20 protein-coding genes are annotated in these 21,341 nt (G+C 55.3%); 12 read left to right on the plus strand and 8 right to left on the minus strand.

The genetic code is table 11. The annotated features are described in order from the left end of the window. Window positions 1-126: 126 nt before the first annotated feature. Entirely contained in the window at window positions 127-360 is a 234-nt protein-coding gene (locus GGR95_RS14640) for a hypothetical protein (protein ID WP_184567147.1), read from the plus strand. A gap of 3 nt (window positions 361-363) precedes the next feature. Here GGR95_RS14640 and GGR95_RS14645 read toward each other — a convergent pair whose 3' ends face one another. From GGR95_RS14645 to ccmI, 3 genes are read right to left on the minus strand one after another with little or no spacing between them, the layout of a single operon-like run. Next, entirely contained in the window at window positions 364-600 is a 237-nt protein-coding gene (locus GGR95_RS14645; protein WP_184567149.1) for a DUF1289 domain-containing protein, read from the minus strand. Window positions 601-612: 12 nt separating this feature from the next. Continuing rightward, window positions 613-1,089, minus strand: coding sequence for a Holliday junction resolvase RuvX (gene ruvX, locus GGR95_RS14650; RefSeq protein WP_184567151.1), 477 nt, complete (start codon window positions 1,087-1,089; stop codon window positions 613-615). Next, entirely contained in the window at window positions 1,086-2,315 is a 1,230-nt protein-coding gene (gene ccmI / locus GGR95_RS14655; protein WP_184567153.1) for a c-type cytochrome biogenesis protein CcmI, read from the minus strand. The genes ruvX and ccmI overlap by 4 nt, the downstream gene beginning before the upstream one ends. Window positions 2,316-2,551: 236 nt before the next feature. On the opposite strand from ccmI, the gene GGR95_RS14660 reads away from it, so the two are divergent. The 5 genes from GGR95_RS14660 (at window position 2,552) to GGR95_RS14680 (ending at window position 8,221) form a co-directional block, all read left to right on the plus strand. Next, window positions 2,552-3,796, plus strand: coding sequence for a sarcosine oxidase subunit beta family protein (locus GGR95_RS14660; protein ID WP_184567155.1), 1,245 nt, complete (start codon window positions 2,552-2,554; stop codon window positions 3,794-3,796). 115 nt (window positions 3,797-3,911) lie between these two features. Continuing rightward, window positions 3,912-4,166, plus strand: a complete 255-nt coding sequence (locus GGR95_RS14665) for a hypothetical protein (protein WP_221384930.1) — start codon at window positions 3,912-3,914, stop codon at window positions 4,164-4,166. A gap of 81 nt (window positions 4,167-4,247) precedes the next feature. Beyond that, on the plus strand, window positions 4,248-4,571 hold the full coding sequence (locus tag GGR95_RS14670) for a sarcosine oxidase subunit delta (protein ID WP_184567157.1): 324 nt from the start codon (window positions 4,248-4,250) through the stop codon (window positions 4,569-4,571). 64 nt (window positions 4,572-4,635) lie between these two features. Next, window positions 4,636-7,653: a sarcosine oxidase subunit alpha family protein gene (locus GGR95_RS14675; RefSeq protein ID WP_184567159.1), complete on the plus strand. Its 3,018-nt coding sequence runs from the start codon at window positions 4,636-4,638 to the stop codon at window positions 7,651-7,653. Then, the gene (locus GGR95_RS14680) at window positions 7,646-8,221 is read left to right on the plus strand and encodes a sarcosine oxidase subunit gamma (protein WP_184567161.1); all 576 of its coding nucleotides are present in this window, start codon (window positions 7,646-7,648) and stop codon (window positions 8,219-8,221) included. The genes GGR95_RS14675 and GGR95_RS14680 overlap by 8 nt, the downstream gene beginning before the upstream one ends. Before the next feature lie 93 nt (window positions 8,222-8,314). On the opposite strand, the gene GGR95_RS14685 is transcribed toward GGR95_RS14680, so the two are convergent. Beyond that, on the minus strand, window positions 8,315-8,545 hold the full coding sequence (locus GGR95_RS14685) for a hypothetical protein (RefSeq protein WP_184567163.1): 231 nt from the start codon (window positions 8,543-8,545) through the stop codon (window positions 8,315-8,317). Window positions 8,546-8,803: 258 nt separating this feature from the next. On the opposite strand from GGR95_RS14685, the gene GGR95_RS14690 reads away from it, so the two are divergent. The 3 genes from GGR95_RS14690 (at window position 8,804) to GGR95_RS14700 (ending at window position 10,879) form a co-directional block, all read left to right on the plus strand. Next, on the plus strand, window positions 8,804-9,607 hold the full coding sequence (locus GGR95_RS14690) for a helix-turn-helix domain-containing protein (protein WP_184567165.1): 804 nt from the start codon (window positions 8,804-8,806) through the stop codon (window positions 9,605-9,607). A 107-nt stretch (window positions 9,608-9,714) separates the two neighbouring features. Further along, the gene (locus tag GGR95_RS14695) at window positions 9,715-10,314 is read left to right on the plus strand and encodes a superoxide dismutase (protein ID WP_184567167.1); all 600 of its coding nucleotides are present in this window, start codon (window positions 9,715-9,717) and stop codon (window positions 10,312-10,314) included. A gap of 109 nt (window positions 10,315-10,423) precedes the next feature. Beyond that, window positions 10,424-10,879: a host attachment family protein gene (locus GGR95_RS14700; protein ID WP_184567169.1), complete on the plus strand. Its 456-nt coding sequence runs from the start codon at window positions 10,424-10,426 to the stop codon at window positions 10,877-10,879. Window positions 10,880-10,943: 64 nt separating this feature from the next. On the opposite strand, the gene GGR95_RS14705 is transcribed toward GGR95_RS14700, so the two are convergent. Further along, window positions 10,944-11,516, minus strand: coding sequence for an LOG family protein (locus GGR95_RS14705; RefSeq protein WP_184567171.1), 573 nt, complete (start codon window positions 11,514-11,516; stop codon window positions 10,944-10,946). 126 nt (window positions 11,517-11,642) lie between these two features. Between GGR95_RS14705 and GGR95_RS14710 the strand changes: the two genes are divergently transcribed. After that, complete coding sequence (locus GGR95_RS14710) at window positions 11,643-12,809, plus strand: LysM peptidoglycan-binding domain-containing protein (RefSeq protein ID WP_184567173.1); 1,167 nt, start codon at window positions 11,643-11,645, stop codon at window positions 12,807-12,809. Between the two features lie 56 nt (window positions 12,810-12,865). Then, window positions 12,866-14,719 carry an ABCB family ABC transporter ATP-binding protein/permease gene (locus tag GGR95_RS14715; protein WP_184567175.1) on the plus strand — a complete coding sequence of 618 codons (1,854 nt, stop codon included), beginning with the start codon at window positions 12,866-12,868 and terminating at the stop codon, window positions 14,717-14,719. 45 nt (window positions 14,720-14,764) lie between these two features. On the opposite strand, the gene GGR95_RS14720 is transcribed toward GGR95_RS14715, so the two are convergent. The 3 genes from GGR95_RS14720 to GGR95_RS14730 form a co-directional block, all read right to left on the minus strand. Continuing rightward, entirely contained in the window at window positions 14,765-15,226 is a 462-nt protein-coding gene (locus GGR95_RS14720; RefSeq protein WP_425506409.1) for a DUF302 domain-containing protein, read from the minus strand. Window positions 15,227-15,323: 97 nt separating this feature from the next. Next, window positions 15,324-19,136 carry an efflux RND transporter permease subunit gene (locus GGR95_RS14725; RefSeq protein WP_184567177.1) on the minus strand — a complete coding sequence of 1,271 codons (3,813 nt, stop codon included), beginning with the start codon at window positions 19,134-19,136 and terminating at the stop codon, window positions 15,324-15,326. After that, complete coding sequence (locus GGR95_RS14730; protein ID WP_184567179.1) at window positions 19,133-20,374, minus strand: efflux RND transporter periplasmic adaptor subunit; 1,242 nt, start codon at window positions 20,372-20,374, stop codon at window positions 19,133-19,135. The genes GGR95_RS14725 and GGR95_RS14730 overlap by 4 nt, the downstream gene beginning before the upstream one ends. Before the next feature lie 253 nt (window positions 20,375-20,627). Here GGR95_RS14730 and GGR95_RS14735 point away from each other — a divergent pair, with 253 nt between their 5' ends. Further along, window positions 20,628-21,311: a hypothetical protein gene (locus tag GGR95_RS14735; RefSeq protein WP_184567181.1), complete on the plus strand. Its 684-nt coding sequence runs from the start codon at window positions 20,628-20,630 to the stop codon at window positions 21,309-21,311. The last annotated feature ends 30 nt before the right edge of the window (window positions 21,312-21,341 follow it).

Raw genomic sequence — 21,341 nt, forward strand, 5'->3', positions numbered from 1 at the left:
GGGGGAACAGTTTCAATTTTGAACACAATATTCTTTATGTTGACACATTGTTGCCAAACCCAAATGGGATGTAGGCTCGTGAGATACCCCCACAAGAGGGGTAAGTTTTGAGTAAAAGGGTAGGAAATGAAACAGGTTATGACAGGACCATTGGGCCTTGTGGCCTATCACAACACAAGCCAAGGCGGCGCAGGGCAATACCCCGCGTTGAATATACCGAGTCGCGATTTCATGCGGGGCGACATGCTGGTTGCCGCAAACGAAGCGCAACCGCACAACGTGATTGTGCTGACGCGCCAGATGACCCGCCGTGCAGCGGTTGCGATGTACAGCACGACTTCGGCACAGCGCGAAAACTAAAGCCTAAGGTTTGCGCGCCAACCTTGCGGCACGCCCGCCGCGGCGTTTGCTGAGTGCGCCCGCACGTGAGGGCAACTCGTCCATGACCGCCTTGCGCGCTTCGGGCGCCATGCGCGACCACGCGCCAATTTCATCCATCGACCGCAGGCAGCCCGTACATAAACGGCTTTCGGGATGGATCACACAGATTTTTATGCAGGGGCTTTCCAGCTCGGCGCGTTTCCAGATCTCGTCACTCATGGCCTGCGCCTCCTATTGTGCGCGGATCACCCGCAGCCTGTCCAATACACCCTGCAAGATATAGCTGGCAGCGACATGATCAATGACTTCGGCCCGACGTTTGCGTGATGTATCGGCCTCTAGCAGGGCGCGTTCTGCCGCGACCGTAGACAGGCGTTCATCCCAATAGCCAATGGGTAGGTCTGGGTGTAGCCTGTCAAAATTGCGCGCAAAGGCACGGGTGGACTGGCAGCGCGGCCCTTCCGAGCCATCCATGTTAAAGGGCAGCCCAAGGATCAAACCACCGATGTTACGGCCTGCGATGATTTCGCCTAAGCGCGCAGCATCCAATCCGAATTTCTTGCGCTTAACTGTCTCCAGCGGCGTTGCAACAGACTGAAAACTATCCGTCACGGCCACGCCAATGGTCTTTTCCCCAAGGTCCAGCCCAATCAGCGCCCGCATTGAGGGCAGGGCAGCTGCGAAATCTTCAATCCGTTCATGTATCAATCGATTACTCCCGCTTTGCGGCCTGCCTCATTAATCAGGTCCAGCGCGTCTTTATTGTCGCTGAACACTTCGATGGCGTTTGCGTGTATGGCCATTGCACGTTGCTGTTCGCCCAACACCCCTAGCGAGGATATCAACCGCGCCCAATCACTGGGGGGGCCGCCTCGCGTGGCCAAACGCTCTGACAGGCCTGCAACCATGCCGCCGATCATTTCCATGCGCTCGGCGGGGCTCATGCTTTGGGCATTCTCGACATCTTCTGCGGTAGGGCCGGGCATGCCTGCGCCGCCAATTTCAGGGATGGAATAGCGCACACCCGCCAATTGGGCCAAGCCCTCGATCTGTTCCAAAATCGGCGGTATCCATGCTGCATCCTCGGGGCCTGCGCGCAACAAGCTGTCCCAAATGCGAAACGCCTGATCCGGCCTGCCAGTTTGTACCAACATAAGGCCCAGATAATAGCGCGCGGCACCGTTTTGCGGATCAAGGTTCAGGGCGCCGCGCAAACTGGTTTCCGCCTCGGGAGAGACATAGCCCCCCGCCGCCATCACTTGTAATTCACCCAGATCAGCCAAATCCTGTCCGCTCACCGGATCACCTTTGAGGTTGATCAGGCGTATCTGCGCGTCTTTTGCAGCCAGATAATTGCCGATGCGCCGCTCTTGTTGGACCAATAGAATATGCCCCTGAATGTCATCAGGTCGCTGCGCAACAGTGCCGCGCAATTGGGTCAGCAGTTCTTTATAACGCGGGTCCATTTCAATCGGTTCAACAAAGGTGGGCAGGGAGGCTTCGGCGCGCGCCTGATTTGGCCGTGATTTACGAACTTCTTCGGCAAAGGCGATCCGGTCTTTTAGCGCCATATCGCCAAAACCCGGTACGCCGAGCTTCCAGTAACTTAACCCGCTGACGATCACTGCAAAGACGATGATGATGATGGCCACTGCGGTAGGGGCCTTGTTGCTTTTGGGGTTCTCCGCCGACTGCGCTGTGTCAGCGGCAATCAAACGTCTGGCCACTTCGGCATGCACCCGTTCTGCATCTGCCTTGTCAATGACGCCCCGCGCCACATCTCGGTCAACCTCGGCCAGTTGCGCACGATAAACGGCAACATCAGAGGCTGCGCGCGATTCAGCTTCCAAGCTGTTACCGCGCACTACTGCACGGATCAAAATAGCAGCCACAGTCAACGAAATCACAACTGCGACGATCCAGAAACTAAGCATCTACCGGAACTCCCTCTACCTACTTCCCGTCTATTACGTAGCAGAGCGACAAAAAAGGGCACAATGACGCTCCGCGACGAATAGACGCCTGCAAAAAGCAACTGCTTGTGGCTCATGTCGTAAATTTGATATGGAATGCCGTGCAGGGCAGCGATGTTTTTGGCTGCTCCGTCATGAAGAACCAAGGCGGGTTACATTGCCCGAATCCTCCTCTTTCTACATCAAGGATACCCGCGATGAAAAAATACTCAGTATTTGCAGTAGCCCGCGAAGCGATGCGCCACCACACTGGCTGGACCCGTGCATGGCGCGATGCTGCGCCGAAGAAACGATATGATGCGATCATCATCGGGGCAGGTGGGCATGGGCTGGCGACAGCATATTACTTGGGTAAGAACTTTGGCATCACCAATGTGGCGATTTTGGAAAAGGGATGGCTGGGCGGCGGCAACACAGGCCGCAACACAACCATCATCAGGTCCAACTATTTACAGGATCCATCGGCTGCGATCTTTGAAAAATCCCGTTCTCTCTATGAAACCATGTCTCAGGATATCAACTATAATGTGATGTTTTCCCCGCGTGGTGTGATCATGCTTGCACAAACCGAACATGAAGTGCGTGGTTACAAGCGAACAGCCCATGCGAACATGTTACAAGGAGTGAAAACTGAATTCGTTAGCCCCGCCCGCGTCAAAGAGCTGCTTCCTATCATCAATCTGGATGGACCGCGTTATCCGGTGCTGGGTGGGTTGTGGCAAGCCCGTGGCGGCACGGCCCGCCATGATGCTGTGGCGTGGGGCTATGCGCGGGCCTGCTCGGATATGGGGATGGATGTGATCCAGCAATGCGAGGTGACGGGCATCCGCTCGGAGGGCGGCAAGGTCACAGGGGTCAGCACCAGTCGCGGCGATATCGCATGTGATAAACTGGGCATCGTGGTCGCAGGTCATTCTGGTCAATTGGCGGAAATGGCGGGTTTTCGTCTGCCGCTCGAATCCGTTGCGCTTCAGGCCTTGGTCTCTGAGCCGATCAAGCCCTGCATGGATGTGGTTGTGATGGCCAACACGGTGCACGGCTATATGAGCCAGTCGGACAAAGGCGAAATGGTCATTGGCGGTGGCACCGATGGCTATAACAATTTCACCCAACGCGGCGCTTTCCAGCACATCGAGGAAACCGTACGCGCCCTGATCGAAACCTTCCCTATGGTCTCGCGCCTCAAGATGCTGCGCCAATGGGGCGGCATCGTAGATATGACAGGCGACCGTTCTCCGATATTGTCTAAAACACCCGTTGAAGGCATCTTTATCAACAGTGGATGGGGCACAGGCGGCTTTAAAGCGATCCCGGGCTCTGGCTGGGGGATGGCCGAGTTGATGGCAAAAGGCCATTCACCTCTGACAGATGCATTCGGGTTGGAGCGCTTTAGTGAAGGGCGTTTCATTGATGAAAGCGTCGCGGCAGGGGTGGCGCATTGATGCAGAGCACCTCAGCTGGTTCCCGCCTGTTCAGCACGCAAGAGAATTTCTTCTGGAACAAACAACGTGCCGTAAATGTTCAATCTTTAACAGACATTGAACAAGGTATGACATCATGGAAGAGCGCCCAGAAACTATCAAAGAACGCGAACACACAACGCATACAACCAACACCAGCGGCGGCGGTGCGGGTATGGGGATCATCGTTGGAGTCCTCCTTGTTGTGGTCGCAGGCATCGTTTACTTCATCTTTGCTGGTGAATTTACAGACCCCGACGCAGGTGCAAATGACGTCAATATTTCAATCGAAGGTGGTGGCGAGGTTGCTGACGATGCCGCGCAGGCGATTGAAGGCGCTGTTTCAGAGTAAATTAGCCCAAATATTTCGCCTAAAGGCCGCCGTTGCATTCAACGGTGGCCCTTTTGCGTTTCTTTCTACCGGAGTCCGCCCATGCTGATCGTATCCTGCCCTTGCTGTGGTGTCACCGCAGAAGAAACCGAATTCCACGCCCATGGCGAAGCGCACATCACCCGCCATGCGATGGACGCAAGTGATGAGCAGATGGAAACGTATCTTTTCATGCGTAAAAACCCCAAAGGGGTACATTTTGAACGCTGGCGGCACCAGAATGGGTGCGGCAAGTGGTTTCATATGGCACGTGATACAGCCACTCTCGAAGTGTTTGGCACCTACAGTGCGCAAACACTTGCGCCGCCAGAAGACCTATTGGCTGAAATTGACGCAAAACGCCCTGGATGGCGGGACCGCGCGTGATGTTGATTGCTTATTTCGCCGTTAAATCTTTCTCGTTCTCACACCCTGCGATGGAGCCCACATTATGAGCACACGTCTCGCAACAGGTGGCCGTCTGGTCAACACATCCAAAACCGTGACTTTCCGTTTTAACGGTAAACATATGGACGGGTATGAGGGCGACACGCTTGCGTCTGCCTTACTGGCAAATGACCAGATGCTTGTCGGCCGCTCGTTTAAATACCACCGTCCTCGTGGCATTGTGGCGGCGGGTCCTGAGGAACCAAACGGTCTTGTGAACCTTGGCGAAGAGGGGCGTTTTGAACCCAACGCCCGCGTCACCACAACCGAGTTGTTTGAGGGGCTGACGGCCCAGAGCCAGAACCACTGGCCCAGTCTTGAATTCGATGTAGGGGCAATCAATCAACATTTAAGTCGCTTCCTACCTGCTGGATTTTATTACAAAATGTTCATCCATCCACGTCCTTTGTGGAAGCATGTGTATGAACCGATCATCCGCCATTCCGCTGGCCTTGGCCGCGCGCCCAAGACGCGGGATGTTGATACCTATGAACACTTCTACGCCTTTTGCGACGTACTGGTTGTCGGTGGCGGTGTTGCGGGGCTTGAGGCGGCGCGCACAGCGGCTTTGTCTGGGGCGCGTGTGATTGTGCTGGAGCAAACCGCCCATTGGGGCGGACGTACTCCCGTTGATGGGGGGGATATCAACGACATGTCCGCGCAAGAGTGGATTGATGCCACCATTGCAGAGCTAGCGGCGATGGAGAATGTGACTCTGCGTACCCGCACCATGGGGTCTGGCGTCTATGATCACGGTTATGTTCTGGGGTATGAGCAGCTTACGGATCATACCTCATCTAAATCTGGCCCGCGTCACCGTCTGTGGCGTATCCGCGCTGGCCATGTAATTACTGCGACTGGCGCGATTGAGCGCCCTTTGAGCTTTGCGGGAAATGACATCCCCGGTGTCATGCTTGCCGCTGCCGTGCGCGACTATGTTGTGAATTTTGGCGTTTCGGTCGGAGACCGCACTGTGGTGGTCACCAACAACGATGACGCCTATCTGACGGCGATTGCGCTTAAGCATGCAGGGCTGGATGTTCCTGCTATTCTGGATGCCCGTGTGCTGCCTCAAGACAGTGAAGTGATGGCGCAGGCCAAAGCTTTGGGTATCCGTGTGTTGATGGGCCACGCTGTCTCCTCGGTTCTGGGCGGCAAGCGGGTGACAGGGGTCGCTGTGTGCTCGCAAGCGGGCGAAGGTGCGGTGCTGGAGGAAATCAGCTGCGATGCGGTGGCGATGTCGGGCGGTTGGTCGCCTGTGGTGCACCTGTGGTCCCATTGCGGGGGCAAGCTCAAGTGGGACACGCTCAACGCTTGCTTTAGCCCTGATCCAGACCGAGCGCCTTTGGGGGCGGATGGGATGCAGTTTGTTTCCACCGCAGGCGCGGCCTCTGGCGTGTTCGCGCTGGATGATCTGCTGAATGAGGCTTTTGCTGCTGCTGACGGCACTCTGCGTTGTCTGGGCAAAAAACTGCCCCGCGATGCTACGGCGTCACAAGGCGAGCGGCGTGAAGAAGCACCGATGGCGCCTGTCTGGCTGATGCCGCAGGGCGCAAGCGTAAAGTTGCGTGAAAAAGCGTGGCTGGATTATCAAAATGATGTGAAGGTTTCCGACGTGAGGTTGGCCGCACAAGAAGGATTTGTCTCGGTTGAACATGCCAAGAGGTACACCACTTTGGGCATGGCCACTGATCAGGGTAAGTTAAGTAATATCAACGGACTTGCAACCTTAGCTAATGCGTTGGGTGAGGAGATTCCATCAGTCGGAACAACGACCTTCCGCCCACCGTATCACCCGATTTCAATGGGTGCGATTGCCGGCGAGGCACGTGATGCTGCGTTCCAGCCGCTGCGCCGGACTGCACTGCATGAATGGCATGAAGCCAATGGCGCCAAGTGGGAACCGGTAGGCCAATGGCGACGCCCCTATGCCTATGTGCGCGGAGGCGAAAGCACCCATGATGCAGTGATGCGCGAAGTCACCAACACCCGCGAAAAGCTGGGGCTGCTGGATGCTTCGACGCTGGGCAAGCTGATCGTCAAAGGGCCTGATGCAGGCAAATTCCTTGACCTGCTGTATACCAATATGATGAGCACGCTGAAGATCGGCAAATGCCGCTATGGGTTGATGTGCAATGACAACGGCTTTTTGATCGACGACGGTGTTGTTGCCCGCATCGATGAGGACACGTGGCTGTGCCACACTACCACGGGCGGGGCTGAAAGCATCCATGCTCACATGGAAGAATGGCTGCAAACCGAGTGGTGGGACATGAAGGTGTTTGTCGCCAACGTGACCGAACAATATACCCAGATCGCTGTGGTCGGCCCCAATGCGCGCACCGCACTAGAGCGTTTGGGCGGCATGGATGTCAGCAAAGAGGCGCTTGGCTTTATGGAATGGGCTGACGGTGAGATCGGCGGCTTCAAGGTCCGCGTCTATCGCATCTCTTTCTCTGGTGAATTGTCTTATGAGATCGCCGTCGATGCGGGGCAAGGTCAGGCCTTTTGGGATGCGCTGATGGTGGTTGGTGTCGAATTGGGGGTGATGCCTTATGGCACCGAATGTCTGCATATTCTGCGCGCCGAAAAGGGCTTTATCATGATCGGCGACGAGACCGACGGCACTGTCATCCCGCAGGATTTAAACCTGCACTGGGCGCTGTCCAAAAAGAAAGATGACTATCTGGGAAAACGTGCCCATCTGCGCAGTCATATGGCCGATCCAAACCGTTGGAAGCTGGTCGGGCTGGAAACAACCGACGGCAGCGTGTTGCCCGATGGCGCCTATGCTGTGGGTGAGGGGAATAACGCCAACGGCCAGCGCAACATGATTGGGCGGGTCACTTCCAGCTATCATTCGCCGACACTGGGCAAAGGCATCGCCATGGGGCTGGTCTTGCATGGGCCTGAGCGTATGGGCGAGGTGCTGGAGTTCCCGGGAACGGATGGCAAAACCTACAATGCGCGGATCGTAGATCCGGTGTTTTACGATAAAGAAGGGGAGAAGCAAAATGTCTGAGGCCATATCCGCTTTGAAAAACGCCAGTTTTGAAACTGGAATTGCGCAGATACGTGAGATGGGTGCGGTGGGTATGATCACCTTGCGCGGTGATTTATCTGCCAAGCCACTGCAAAAGGCGGCTGTGGCTGCGGCGGGTGTGAACCTGCCTGACCCGCGCCAATGCCAGACCCAAGGGCAGGGCGGTATGGCGTGGATGTCACCTGATGAGTTGTTGATCCTATGCGCCTATGAAGACGCGCACGCCAAGCTGGCTGATCTGCAAGAGAAGCTGGCTAAATACCATGCGCTTGCGGTCAATGTCTCGGACGCGCGTGCCATGTTTGAAATTCGGGGTCCCCATGCGCGTGGGGTATTGGCCAAGCTCGCGCCAGTCGATCTGTCGCCTGCTGCCTTCACGACGGGCATGTTCCGCCGTACGCGCATTGCCCAAGTCCCCGCTGCTTTCTGGCTGCACAAGGAGGATGTGTTCCACGTGGTTTGCTTCCGTTCGGTGGCGCAATATGTTTTTGATGTGCTCAGCATTGCTGCGCAATCCGGTTCTGAGGTTGGCGTTTTTCAACGCTGAAACAGGGGCAGGTTAGGGGCTATCCGCGTGTTGTGATACGGTGATGTTTACGGGCAAGGCGTGCGTTCCTGTTATCCCATTTTTGGAAGCAGGTCATGACGCCATCTTGGTAGGCAGAATTGGCTTTCGGCGATCTTGCAATCGGTAGCCTTCTTTGACCTTGTCTTGGATGTAGACAATACAGTTGAGTAACTGTGTGGTGCTTTCAATATCGAGGGTGACGGCAAGATCATAAACTGTGCTTTCTAACACACTGATCGCCCCACGAAATTCACTTTCGGGCATACATGTGTAATGGGGCGGTGTATTTATAGTGGTTTTCATGTTTTGCCTCCTGCTTCGGTTGGTTGGGGGTATCTTTAGAACTTGCTGACATTGGTGGTATAAACACGGTTTTTGCCAACCACTCCATTCGCAGGTTGGTTTGCGTGCGACGCATATTTGCGTCAAGCGGCGCGATTTAGCGAAATTTCTCGTATTTTCGTACGTATTGATTTAATAATTGCTCCAACGCGTGGATGGTTGGTTCACTTTGATTTTGTTTATAAGGTTGCATCCGATTAACAGGATGTGTGGGTTTTTATGGCTGAAAAAGCACTGTCTCCGAGAGAGATCGCCGAGCGGTTTCGTTCCACACTTGTTGCTTTGGTAGAACAGCGCAGTTCAATTTCGGAAGTCTGCCGCAGGGCGGGCGTGAACAGGCAGCAGTTTAATAAATACATGAATGGTAGCAACATGCCCTCCATTGGGGTGGCGTGCAGGATCGCAGAAGCCCTGAACGTAAGTGTCAGTGAATTGGTTGGCGAAAAGGTCTTCATGGAAACGGGAGAGGACACCCGTCTGGACACACTATTTGAACGGCATGTGGATCATCTACCCCGTTACATGAAGGCAGGCGGATATTTGGAAGTGGCTGCTCTGCCCGAAAGCAAGGAACAGGTTCTGATTGCAGGTGTAGAGCTGTGCGAAAGGGAGATCGGTGGGTCGTATCGCCGTTATGCGCAAGTTACCCGCACGGATGGTACCTCGGTTTATAATGAGCTGTTGGGACGCTACTATGAAGCGGGCGGCAAGCTGGTCATTTATTATACAAATGTGACTTTTAACAATGTTTTAGGGGCAACCTGCCTGCGTAAAGTTGACTATTACAGTGACGATTGGGTTGGGCTGAAAACTGCGCACCGTTTCCAAGGTGCGCCCAAACCTGCGTCAGGTATTGTCTTGCTGCTCCGCGTCGGTGAGATTCAAGACCTCGCTCCCATGAAGGATGAATTTGGTATTCATCGGTTAGAGGAGCTGCCGCCGTGCTTTCCAGAGCGCATAAGTAGGATGATGGAACGACATTTTGATGCGATCAAAGCGTCACCTCAGGGATATGAAATTTAACGCCTGATGTGCGGAAATCCGACGGTTTTTGTATTGTACCCTTGACGGCAGGCCGTGGTCGTAACAGGTATATGGCAACCAAATGATGCAACAAAAAGGGTATCCCCATGGCTTTTGAACTTCCTGATCTTCCGTATGCACACGACGCTTTGGCCGCCAAAGGCATGAGCGCAGAGACGCTGGAATTCCACCACGACAAGCACCACAATGCTTATGTTGTGAATGGTAACAAAGCGATTGAAGGCACAGAGTGGGCTGGCAAATCCCTCGAAGAGATCATCAAGGGCACCTATGACGCGACAGCCGTTGCGCAAAATGGTATCTTTAACAACATCTCCCAACTGTGGAACCACAACCAGTTCTGGGAAATGATGGGCCCTGGCGCATCCGTCATGCCCGGTGAGTTGGAAAAAGCGCTGATCGAGAGCTTTGGTTCCGTTGATAAATTCAAAGACGATTTCAAAGCAGCAGGCGCAGGCCAATTCGGCTCCGGCTGGGCATGGTTGGTAAAAGACACTGACGGTAGCCTGAAAGTGACAAAAACCGAAAACGGCGTGAACCCCGTTTGCTTTGGTCAGACCGCACTGTTGGGTTGCGATGTATGGGAGCACTCCTATTACATCGATTTCCGCAATGCGCGCCCTGACTATCTGTCAAACTTCCTGAACAATCTGGTTAACTGGGAAAACGTCGCATCCCGCATGTGATCTAAGGGCGTCTAACGCCATATCTATCAAAGCCCCGCAGTTTTCCGCTGCGGGGCTTTTGCGTTGGAACTTCCCTCCATCGCGGCGCGTTTCTTTACTAGGAAACATGATGACCAGATTGACCAAGGGAACATGGGTGCTTGTTACAGATAGTGAAAAAGCATTGTTTTTGAAAAACGAGACAGATGGCACGGATCCGTATCTCACGGTGGTAAAGAAAGAGACGCAGGACAATCCGCCAACCCGTGACCAAGCCGCAAACGAGCGGGGGCGCAAAAGCGATGGCTCATCGGGGCATAAAAGCGCCATGGATGACACGGACTGGCATGAGCTTGCCAAAGAGAGGTTTGCCGCTGATCTGGCAGACATGCTGTACAAGCGTGCACACAAAGGTGAGTTCGAGCGCATTGTGATCGTCGCAGACCCAAACACGTTAGGGGAGTTGCGCAGCCAGCTTCACAAGGAGGTGTCGGATAAGGTGATTGGTGAAATTCCTAAAACGCTGACAAACCATCCCCTTGATGAGATTGAGAAGATGGTGAAGGCAGAACTGGCTCAATCCTGAACACAGTCTTAAACGTCGTGGTATATCAGACCCTCCCGCACATTTGCGGGAGGGTCTTTTTGAATTAACCGGCCTTCGGAAAATGGCTGTTCAGCGCTTCAAGGCAGGCATCCGCATCAGGCACCCAAGTGAGGAAATCCAACAAGCTCGCATCGGCAAAGCCTTGGCTTGTGACATGGTTCATCAGCTCTTTGAGTGGGTCCCAATATCCATTTGTATTCACGATATAAACGGGCTTTTCATGCAGGCCCAACTGACGCCAAGTCAGGACTTCGAACAATTCATCGAGTGAACCGGCACCACCGGGCAAAACAACAACTGCATCGCAGTTCATGAACATGACTTTTTTGCGCTCATGCATGGTTTCGGTCACGATATAGCGGTTCAAGTCTGTCTTGCCGACTTCCCATGCAACCAGATGCGCGGGGATGACGCCAAATGTATCGCCGCCAGCCTTTTGCGTGGCCCGTGCGACGCTGCCCATCAGTCCGACATCGCCTGCGCCGTAAACCAGCCGCCAGCCATGTGCGGCAATCCCTGTGCCCAGAGCTTCGGCATCTGCCGTATACGCATGGTCAACGCCGGGTCGTGAGCCGCAGAAGACACAGACAGATTTGGAAAGGGATTTTATAGGCATAGGGGAACTCCTGCATCACTTCGGGGAAAAATTTACACGCGTAGATTGGGCTTTTGACCCGTGATAACCTCTTCGTTACAAAGGCTCAACGCGCGTTTGGCGCGGAGCGGATAAGGATGCGCGGGAATGAGCAAATTTTCATCAGGACTGGGCAGCAACACGGGGGCAGTGATTGCTGGCGGCGCGACGATGGTCCTGCTTGCGCTGGGGGCTTATCTGGCGTTCGGACGCGGGGATGTGACCAGCGAAGGGATCGCCGTATCTGTGCCTGATGATGCTTCTGCTAGCCAAGGCGCCCAATCCGCAACGACTGATGTTCAAGAAACTGTCGCACAAGAACCTGCCGTACAAGCACCTAGTTTTGATGAATTACGGCGTGAACCTGATGGCACGACCATCATCGCAGGCCGCGCGGCACCTTTGAGCGAGGTTAAAATCTTGCTGGACGATGAAGAGGTGGCAACCGTGAAGGCAGATGCCTCTGGCGGATTTGCCGCTATCGCCATGTTGCCGCCTGCCGCTGCGGCCCAAGTCGTCAGCCTGTCCTCACGCAATGCGCAAACGGATTTTGCCTCGGTTGATGAGATCATCCTTGCGCCCTCAACGAAAGCAGCGGTATCGCCCCCCGTGCAGGCAGAACAGGCAGAAGTGCCAATCCAACAAGCCACGCCCGAGCAGGGCGAAGCTGCTCAGAGTGAGGTAGAGCAAAGCAACATCGAAACGGCAAACCTCGCGGTTACGCAGCCACAAGAACCCACCAGCGTTGCCGTTTTGAAATCTGATGCTGACGGGGTCAGCCTGTTGAACGCCCCCAAACCGCAGGCGATGACCTCGGTTGCGCTGGATACCATCGGCTATTCCGAACTGGGGGATGTGCAATTGACAGGCCGCGCCCAAAGCAACACCAGCATGGTGCGTATCTATTTGGATAGTAAACCCGTGATCAGCTTACCTATCGCCACAGATGGCCGTTGGCGCGGTGATTTGCCCGATGTGGATGAGGGTGTTTATACCCTGCGTGTGGATGAGATCGACGCGCAAGGCGCAGTGAGCAGCCGTGTTGAGACGCCATTTAAACGCGAATCCGTGACCGCATTGGCACAGGCTGCCGCTGCCAGCGACGACGGGCCGGTTAAATCCATCACAGTGCAAACAGGTTCCACTCTTTGGGCCATTGCCCGTGAACGCTATGGCGATGGCACGTTGTACGTGCGGGTGTTTGAGGCCAACACAGGTTCGATCCGCGATCCCGATCTGATTTACCCCGGTCAGGTATTTGATTTGCCCAACTGATATGGTCCTTGGCCCTCATGCGCCCTATGTAGGGAAATGACTACATAGGAAATACAATGTCTGCTGACCCGAACGCCACACCCACCAAACAAACGCCCATTACCAAACAGGCCACCACCGAAGAAGAAATCGCGGCCGAGCAAGAGCGCCAATCGTCCATGCGCGTCTTGCGCAAGGTTGCGCCCTATCTGTGGCCCGAGGATATGCCGTGGGTACGCAAACGTGTAGTTTGGGCGATGATTGCCCTTGTGGTGTCAAAACTGGTGACAGTGGCCACGCCGTTTTTCTACCGCGATGCTGTGGATGCACTGGCGGGCGAAGGCATGCCAATGTTCGCACTGGGCGCAATCAGCCTGACCATTGCTTATGGCATGGCGCGTCTGATGGGGGTGGGGTTCCAGCAATTGCGTGATGCGATCTTTACGCGGGTGGCACAGCGCGCCTTGCGGATGCTGGCACTTGAAACATTCAACCACATTCACCGCCTCTCAATGCGCTATCACATCACCCGCAAGACGGGCGGACTAAGCCGTATTATCGAGCGCGGCGTGAAAGGCGTGGAATTCTTGCTGCGGTTTTTGCTGTTTAGCATCGGCCCTTTGATCCTAGAGCTGATTATGGTCGGCGTGATCCTCGCGATCCTGTTTGACCCGCTCTATTTAGTTGTCGTGGCGGTGACGATTGCGCTTTACGTCTGGTTCACGTTTGCGGTGACCGAATGGCGCGTGAAACTGCGCCGCCAGATGAATGACCAAGACACTGACGCCAATCAAAAAGCCATCGATAGTCTGCTCAACTATGAGACAGTGAAATATTTTGGCGCCGAAGCACGTGAGGCTGGGCGCTATGACACGGCTATGGCGGGCTATGAAGTGGCCGCGATCAAGACGAATTATTCGCTCTCTTTCCTGAACTTTGGTCAGGCCGTGATCATCACCATCGGCTTGGTGGGCGTGATGATCATGGCGGCGATTGGTGTGCAAAATGGCACGCTGACCGTTGGCGATTTTGTCATGGTCAACGCCTATATGATCCAGATCACCGTGCCGCTGAACTTCCTTGGCACAGTGTACCGCGAAATTCGTCAGGCCTTGGTGGATATGGGCCAGATGTTTGACCTGCTGGAGCAACCCGCCGAGATCAACGATAAGCCCGACGCGCCAGAACTGGTTGTGACAGGCGGGCAGGTACGTCTGGATAATGTGCGCTTTGGCTATAACCCTGACCGTGAAATCCTGAAAGGCGTGAGCCTGACCGCAGAGCCGGGGCAAATGGTGGCGATCGTCGGTTCCACGGGATCTGGGAAATCCACCATTGGGCGGCTGCTGTTCCGTTTCTATGACGTGCAGAGCGGCAGCCTGAGCATTGACGGGCAAGATGTGCGTGACATCACCCAGAATTCGCTGCATCGCCAGATTGGTGTGGTCCCGCAAGACACAGTGCTGTTCAACGATACCATCGGGTACAACATCGCCTATGGCCGTGACGGCGCCACCCAAGCCGAGGTGGAGGCCGCCGCAAAAGCCGCGCAAATCCATGATTTCATCGCGGCGCTTCCAGAGGGTTATGACACATCTGTGGGCGAGCGGGGCTTGAAGCTGTCTGGTGGTGAAAAGCAGCGCGTGGGGATTGCGCGGACCTTGCTAAAGAACCCGCCGATCTTGTTGCTGGATGAAGCGACAAGCGCATTGGATAGCGAGACAGAACGCGAAATCCAAGATGCGCTGCGCCAAGCAGGCAAAGGGCGCACGGTTTTGACCATTGCGCACCGTCTCAGCACAATTGCCGAAGCTGACACTATTGTTGTGTTGGAAAAGGGCGAGGTGGTTGAACAGGGCACCCATGATGCACTGTTGGCGCAAGGCGGGCGTTATGCGCAGCTGTGGCATCGTCAGCAGACCGAAGAATAGAGAGACCCTAGCGCCCCTCTGCTAGGGAGGGGCGCTAAGCTTTGGTTACTCTGCGGCGACGGCTTTGGCTGTCAGCTTGTCTAGCGCGCCTGTCATCATTGGCAGATAGGGCGCATCAGTGGGCAGGTCGTGGTCCGCAGCCAGCGTATCAGGGGTGTGATAGGTTACATGCACAACGCCTTCCCCATCCGCATAGGCCAGCACGCGCAACGGCAGATCAAGGCCAACGGTTTGGTTTTGCGCAATCGCAGGTGTGCCCAGCTTTGGGTTGCCAAAGATCAGCAACTCGGTCGGGCGCAGTTCCATATCAACACTTTTGGCTCCTGCGGCGTGATCCACACGCGCAAACACGGTGGCACCCGCACCTTCAACAGCCGCTTGCAGACGATCCATCGTTACGGCAACGGAATAGGGGCTGGTTTTGGTGACCCTTTCGGCAAAGGCGGTTGTCGTCATTGCGGCAGTGCCAAGTATTAGGGCAGTGGCAAATTGGGGCAGGCGGCGCATGGGCGTGGTCCTTTGAGTTGGGAAATATGTAACGAATACAATAACGCCCCCCGCCTGTTAGGCGAGGGGCGCTGTGTCACTTCACTGTGAGTTGGCATCATTCTGCTGGTTTAACGCTGGCTGCTTCAAGGTTTTCATCGCTCCAGATCAGCTCTTGTTGCTTTCTGTTGCTGGTTTGGCGTTGTAGTGACCAATCGCGCGCGGCGCGGCTGGCACGCCCCATGGACATCCGCGCCAGCAGGCGGGCGATCCATTCCGCATAGGTGGCGGCCCAAACGCGGATCGCCAGCAAGGATGGTGTGACCACCAGCGTCAGGACGGTTGCCACCCCAAGGCCAAAGACCACTGCTGTTGCCAGCTGCTTCCACCACAAGGATGTCGGGCTGTTCATGGTATAGCCGCCCTCGGCAAAGTCGAGGCTGAGGCCGAACATCATCGGGGCCAACCCTGCCATTGTGGTGATTGTCGTTAACAAAACGGGACGGATACGCGCCTGTGCGGTGCGGATGATCGCCTCGATCCTTGGCATATATTGGCTGAACTCCTGATAGGTGTCGATCAGGATGATGTTGTTGTTCACCACAATCCCCGCCAGCGCGACAATGCCCGTGCCTGTCATGATAATGCTAAAGGTTTGATCCATCACCAGCATCCCGATCAATACGCCAGTGGTCGACAGGACCACCGCCACAAGCACCAGAATAGAGTTATAGAGCGAGTTGAACTGCGCCAGCAGGATGATGAACATCAACCCCAAAGCGGCGGTGAAGGCCGAGCTGAGGAAGGCTTGGCTCTCTTCTTGTTCTTCCTGATCGCCTGTCCATTCATAGGTGATGCCATCGGGCAGGTCGGCGGTTTTGAGCCATTTGGATATTTCTGTAATCCGCTCATTTCCGTTAACAGGAACCAATCGCAGCTTTTGCGCGCCATAGTCGATTTGCAGTTCGGTATCCTGACCTGCTGTGGTGCGATCGGTGATCTTATAGCTGTCGCCCTCGGATGTGACAAAATCGGCATCCCGCCCAGCAGGGCGCAGGGTGGCAAGCGTCACATCGCCTGTGCTGCTGGGGCGCACGATTTTGAGCAAGCCTTCGGTCACGTCTGCTTTCACATCCATATAGCGCTTTTGATCAATCCTGCTGATTTCGGCCAGTTTGGGAACAGGGGTACGGGTGATGAAATTGGACAAGGGCACCAACCCATCAGGGGTCCGCACCTTCAGCGTGTCGAGGGTGGACAGCAGGCGGTCCTTTTCGGGGAGGCGCACGCGGATTTCGATTTCCTCATCCGACGACTCTACGCGCATGGTATCCAGCAACAGCCCGCGTGTGACCAATTGCACCATTGCACCGACACTGACCACATCCGCGCCGTAGCGGCCAGCCTTTTCCACATCCACGTTGATCTGCCAATCGATACCGGGCAGGGGGCGTGTGTCTTCGATCAGGGTCAGGCCGGGAACGGTGTCAAAGTAATCGCGGGTCATGCCTGTTGCCGCAACAAGGTCTTCGAAACTGTCCCCTTTGAACCGCAGATGTACGGCCTTGCCCGAAGCAGGGCCCATATCCAGCGATAGCACTTCGATCTTCACACCGGGAATATTGGAGAGGTCTTCTGTCAGCTCTGCGATGACAATGTCGCCATCCAGTTCGGGCTGTAAGGCGCGGTCCTCCCACGGAATGGTCTCAAACTGGATTTGTCCGATCAGGTCTTTAGGGGCTTGTGACCCGCCTGTATTGCTGTTCAGCCCGCCTTGACCCGCAAAGGCAAAGGCGGTGGCAATACCGGGGTGATCCAGAACAATATTTTCTGCCTGACGCAGCAGATCGTCTTTTTCATTCAAAGACAGGTTGCCCCGCGCCAGCACATAGACAATCGCTTGCTCTGGTTCTGATTCTACAAAAAACTCAACACCCTTTGAGTTGTTGGAAAAATAGATCAGGGTGCTGCCCACAAAAACAAACACCAACCCGCAAGACACCAGCGGCATCACCGGATTACCAGCGATAAAGGCGATGAACCGTCCGAAAGCGGAACGTGTGTAGCCTGAATAAATGCGATCAGGTGGCTTGCGGAAGAGTTTGGACGCCAGCCAGCGACCACCTTGGCCCATACGTGTCAGGACCGCAAAGATTGCGAGCAAGAACAGCATGAGACCGCTCAAGCCAACTGCCAAGACAAACGCGCCAAGCAAGACCAGTGCAAAGACTTTGGCGAAGGTCGGGATGACGGAGGTGAGCAGGTCAAACCCGTCCATCGCGCCGAATTGACCGCCCATCCATTGAAAAAGAAGCCCTGCTTGGGTTGGGCTGGCAGGGGCAAGAAGCGCCATCGCTGGAAAAATCATCACAAAGGCGATGGGGAATAGTGCAAGGTGCAGATACCACGGCAGGCCTGCAATCCGCTCCATGTTGCTGGCCATCCAGCGTTCCAAACGACCTGTCACACCGCCCAGAACAGGCAGGTAAACCAGCGCCACAATCAGCGAGGCCGATAGAACAAAGATCAGCGTCACGGGCAACATGCCCATAAACTCACCCGGGACACCCGGCCAGAATAGCATCGGCAGGAACGCGCACAGCGTGGTTGCGGTAGAGGAAATCACCGGCCAAAACATGCGTTTGGCCGCCTCTACATAGGCTTCCATCGGGCCTTTGCCTTGTTGCTGTTGTTGATCGGCGTATTCCACCACAACAATCGCACTATCCACCAACATGCCGACAGCCAGAATAAGGCCGAACATCACGATGTTGGAAATAGAGATGCCCATGAGCGCCAAAAAGGCAAAACACAGTAGAAATGATGTAGGAATCGCAAACCCCACCAGCAGCGCAGCACGGATACCCAGCGCGGCCAGTACAACAATCATCACCAAAGCGATGGCCGTAAACACCGATCCAAGAAGCTGTTGAACCATGCTGTCGACAACGCGGCTTTGATCATTTGAACTGCCGACTTCTACTGCGGCCTTCAATTCATCGGGCCATTGCGCGCTGGTCTGTGCGACCAGTTCTTTCACGGCAGTGGCGGTGTCGATCAGGTTAAACCCTTTGCGCTTCACCACTTGCAGCGCCATCGAGGATTGACCATCAAACCGTGCAGTTCCCAGACGGTCTTCGAATGTCAGTTGAATCTGAGCCAGATCCCCCAACGTGACAACGCGGTCGCCATTGGTTTTGACAGGCAGGTTATAAATATCGCGTGGTTCGTTATAGTTGGACGGGATTTTGACCGAAAACGTGCCGTTTTGCGTTTCAACTTCGCCCGCCGCAATCAACTGGTTGTTGTTTTGAACGGTCTGGATCAGCTCATTCGCTGTGATGTCATAACTTTCCAGCTTGAGCGGATCAATCAGCACCTCCAGCATCTCGTCACGGCTGCCTGCGATGCCTGCTTCCAGCACCGCGTCCATGCCTTCCAAGGCATCTTGCAGTTGCTTGGCATAGCGCGCCATCGTGCGTTCCGGCACGGGGCCTGTCATGTTGATGATGATGATCGGGAATTCCGAAAAGTTGATTTCGTTGATCGTATAGGTTTCTGATCCAGACGGGAATTGCGCCTCGGCGGTGCCCATGGCATCGCGCACATCCGCAATGATCGAGGTCTTGTCCCAGCCGAATTCGAACTCCAGCACAAGACCAGCGTAATTCTCCGCCGCCGTGCCTGTCATTTTCTTGAGACCGTCCAGATCGCTCAGCTCGGTTTCCATGGGCTTGAGAAGCAGAGTTTCCGAATCTGCCGCCGAAATGCCGGGGAAGGGGACCGAGACAAACAGCGCAGGGATTTCAATGTCCGGCTCGCCCTCTTTGGGCAGGGTCGTGTAGGCATAACCGCCGACGACAAGGCTGAGCAGGATAAATGCCAAAACCATGCGGGCGCGTGAGGCGGCCCAATCGACCATTCCGGTCATCGGGATGTCTCCCGCAGGGTCGGGATGACCTGCACACCTTCTACGACATATTCCTGGCCAACAACGATAACGGTGGCTTGTTGTGGCAGGCCCGTGACCCAGACACCTTCAGGCGTATCGCGGACAATTTCCACTGCGTTGAATTTGACAATATTGTCAGCATCCACCAGCCGCAGGCCCAGAGCACCTTCATCATCAAGGGTCAGGGCGCTTTGCGGTACCAGATGGGCTTTGGCACCATCGGAGGCGATGAGAATTTCTGCGGTTTGGCCATCACGGATCGCCAGATCGGGGTTTGGTACTTCGATTTCGGTCAGGAATGTCCGCGTCAAAGGATCAGCAGACCGCGACAGGAACGTGACCCGCCCTTGCACATCGCCGCCCCCTGCGGTCAGCCGTGCTCCAGCCATGGCACCAACCTGAACATGGCTTACGCTTGTTTCTGGGACATAGCCGATCAGTTTGATGGGGTTGAGTTGAATAACCGTGCCGCATAGCGCGCCAGCCTGCAACAAAGACCCAAGTTCGGCGGTGTCGCTTTCCAGCAATCCGCTGAAGGGCGCTTTGATCTCCAAGCGGTTCATTTCAGTTTGTGCAACCGCAATAGCGGCTTGTGCTGTCTCAATCCCCGAAAGGGCGGCACGCAAGCCGGATTCTGCGCTGCTTACTGCGGCTCGAGCCGAAGCAACCGCGGCATCTGAACTGGCCACCCGTGTGGTAGAGGCAAAGCCGCCTTCGCTCAGGCGGGATGAGGCGTTTTGATTGATCTTGGCTTCTTCCAGCAGGGCTTGGGCCTCTTGTACACGCGCCTCTGCTTCAGGAACACGCGACTGTGCTTCAGATGCTTGTGCAAGCGCTTGGGCAAGCGCCGCGCTGCGTGTGCCTTCGTCCAACTTGCACATGATCTGTCCTGCTTCGATACGGGACCCTTTGCGCAGCGGGGCGGATATCACGGTAGCGGAGGTTTCCGAGCGCACATCGACCTGACGTGCAGCGGCAGTTTGACCGCGTAACAAGACAGCACTGTCAATATTTTGCGCCGTGAGCGCCTCTACAACTACTTTCACACGCTTTTCGGCAAGCGTTTTTTCCGCGTTCGGGGGCGGTCCGCCTTCGGCAGGCTGTGCGGCTACGGCATCCCCGGCGCCAAAGAACCCCATGAGGGTAGGGCGTTCCAGAATCGCCATGTATAAAAACGCAGCCAGTACAACAGCCGCAATAATCGGAAAGATACGCATTTAGAGGCCCCTATCGGTCATCACCAAGGGTTGTCGTTCACGGAAACAAAAAGACAACCACCTACCCATTGGTGTTTTGTAGGGGGAGAATAGTTAATTGCACAGCTTAGACTAAGACTTTTTTATGATTTTATCGCCTTCTTTCATTCGCATGTTGGCGCTGCTCATTCATTGAGCAGCAGGCTTGGGACTTGGCTTGCACCTGTAGCTTCGTTAAGAGGGGCGAAACAGTTTATGCAAAGGCCAGAGCCGGATGAGCAATAGCGACGGATTTATCGAGGAAGTCACAGAAGAGTTACGCCGTGACCAGATGATGGCAAAACTCAAGAAATATGGCTGGATTGGCGTGCTTGCCGTGCTGCTGATTGTCGGCGGGGCTGCCTATTCAGAGTATCGTCAAGCGCAAGAACGGGCGCAGGCCGAAGAGCTGGGCGATGTATTGCTGACGGCACTGGATATGACAGCTGCAGACCAACGCGCCACTGCTTTGGGCGCGGTTGACGCCTCCACTCCCCAAGCGGCGGCACTGGTTTCTTTACTTGCCGCATCCGCACAAGCTTCCGCTGGTGAAGTTGAAGCGGCAATTGCGAGCCTTGATGCCGTGTCTGCAAATGCTGACGTGGCGCCAATGTACCGCGAAATCGCACAGTTCAAGGCGCTGACGCTTCAGGCAGACACATTGGATGTCGCCGCCCGCAAGCAGGGTTTTGAAGCTTTGGTGTCGGCTGGCGGCGCGTTGCGGATGCTCGCGCAAGAGCAACTGGCGCTGATTGCGGTGGAAGAAGGCGATAAATCAGGCGCAATCGCTGCATATCAGGCCATCCTGAGCGATGCCTTGGTCACACCAGACTTGCAACAGCGCGCAATGCAGGTGATTGTCGCCTTGGGTGGAGAACCTGATTTGACAGGTGCCGCCACAGACGTCAGAAACGGATAAAGAGTGCCGCGCTGAGTTCCGAGAAATCGA

This window comes from Sulfitobacter undariae, assembly GCF_014196805.1.
In the GTDB taxonomy this organism is placed as follows: Bacteria; Pseudomonadota; Alphaproteobacteria; order Rhodobacterales; family Rhodobacteraceae; genus Sulfitobacter; species Sulfitobacter undariae.

Coding starts and splice junctions, on each gene's coding strand:
- GGR95_RS14710 (WP_184567173.1), top strand. CDS start 11,643: ATGAGCAAATTTTCATCAGGACTGGGCAGCAACACGGGGGCAGTGATT.
- GGR95_RS14670 (WP_184567157.1), top strand. CDS start 4,248: ATGCTGATCGTATCCTGCCCTTGCTGTGGTGTCACCGCAGAAGAAACC.
- GGR95_RS14665 (WP_221384930.1), top strand. CDS start 3,912: ATGGAAGAGCGCCCAGAAACTATCAAAGAACGCGAACACACAACGCAT.
- GGR95_RS14715 (WP_184567175.1), top strand. CDS start 12,866: ATGTCTGCTGACCCGAACGCCACACCCACCAAACAAACGCCCATTACC.
- GGR95_RS14695 (WP_184567167.1), top strand. CDS start 9,715: ATGGCTTTTGAACTTCCTGATCTTCCGTATGCACACGACGCTTTGGCC.
- ccmI (WP_184567153.1), bottom strand. CDS start 2,315: ATGCTTAGTTTCTGGATCGTCGCAGTTGTGATTTCGTTGACTGTGGCT.
- GGR95_RS14690 (WP_184567165.1), top strand. CDS start 8,804: ATGGCTGAAAAAGCACTGTCTCCGAGAGAGATCGCCGAGCGGTTTCGT.
- GGR95_RS14705 (WP_184567171.1), bottom strand. CDS start 11,516: ATGCCTATAAAATCCCTTTCCAAATCTGTCTGTGTCTTCTGCGGCTCA.
- GGR95_RS14660 (WP_184567155.1), top strand. CDS start 2,552: ATGAAAAAATACTCAGTATTTGCAGTAGCCCGCGAAGCGATGCGCCAC.
- GGR95_RS14645 (WP_184567149.1), bottom strand. CDS start 600: ATGAGTGACGAGATCTGGAAACGCGCCGAGCTGGAAAGCCCCTGCATA.
- GGR95_RS14640 (WP_184567147.1), top strand. CDS start 127: ATGAAACAGGTTATGACAGGACCATTGGGCCTTGTGGCCTATCACAAC.
- GGR95_RS14725 (WP_184567177.1), bottom strand. CDS start 19,136: ATGACCGGAATGGTCGATTGGGCCGCCTCACGCGCCCGCATGGTTTTG.
- GGR95_RS14720 (WP_425506409.1), bottom strand. CDS start 15,226: ATGCGCCGCCTGCCCCAATTTGCCACTGCCCTAATACTTGGCACTGCC.
- GGR95_RS14675 (WP_184567159.1), top strand. CDS start 4,636: ATGAGCACACGTCTCGCAACAGGTGGCCGTCTGGTCAACACATCCAAA.
- GGR95_RS14685 (WP_184567163.1), bottom strand. CDS start 8,545: ATGAAAACCACTATAAATACACCGCCCCATTACACATGTATGCCCGAA.
- GGR95_RS14735 (WP_184567181.1), top strand. CDS start 20,628: ATGAGCAATAGCGACGGATTTATCGAGGAAGTCACAGAAGAGTTACGC.
- GGR95_RS14680 (WP_184567161.1), top strand. CDS start 7,646: ATGTCTGAGGCCATATCCGCTTTGAAAAACGCCAGTTTTGAAACTGGA.
- GGR95_RS14700 (WP_184567169.1), top strand. CDS start 10,424: ATGACCAGATTGACCAAGGGAACATGGGTGCTTGTTACAGATAGTGAA.
- GGR95_RS14730 (WP_184567179.1), bottom strand. CDS start 20,374: ATGCGTATCTTTCCGATTATTGCGGCTGTTGTACTGGCTGCGTTTTTA.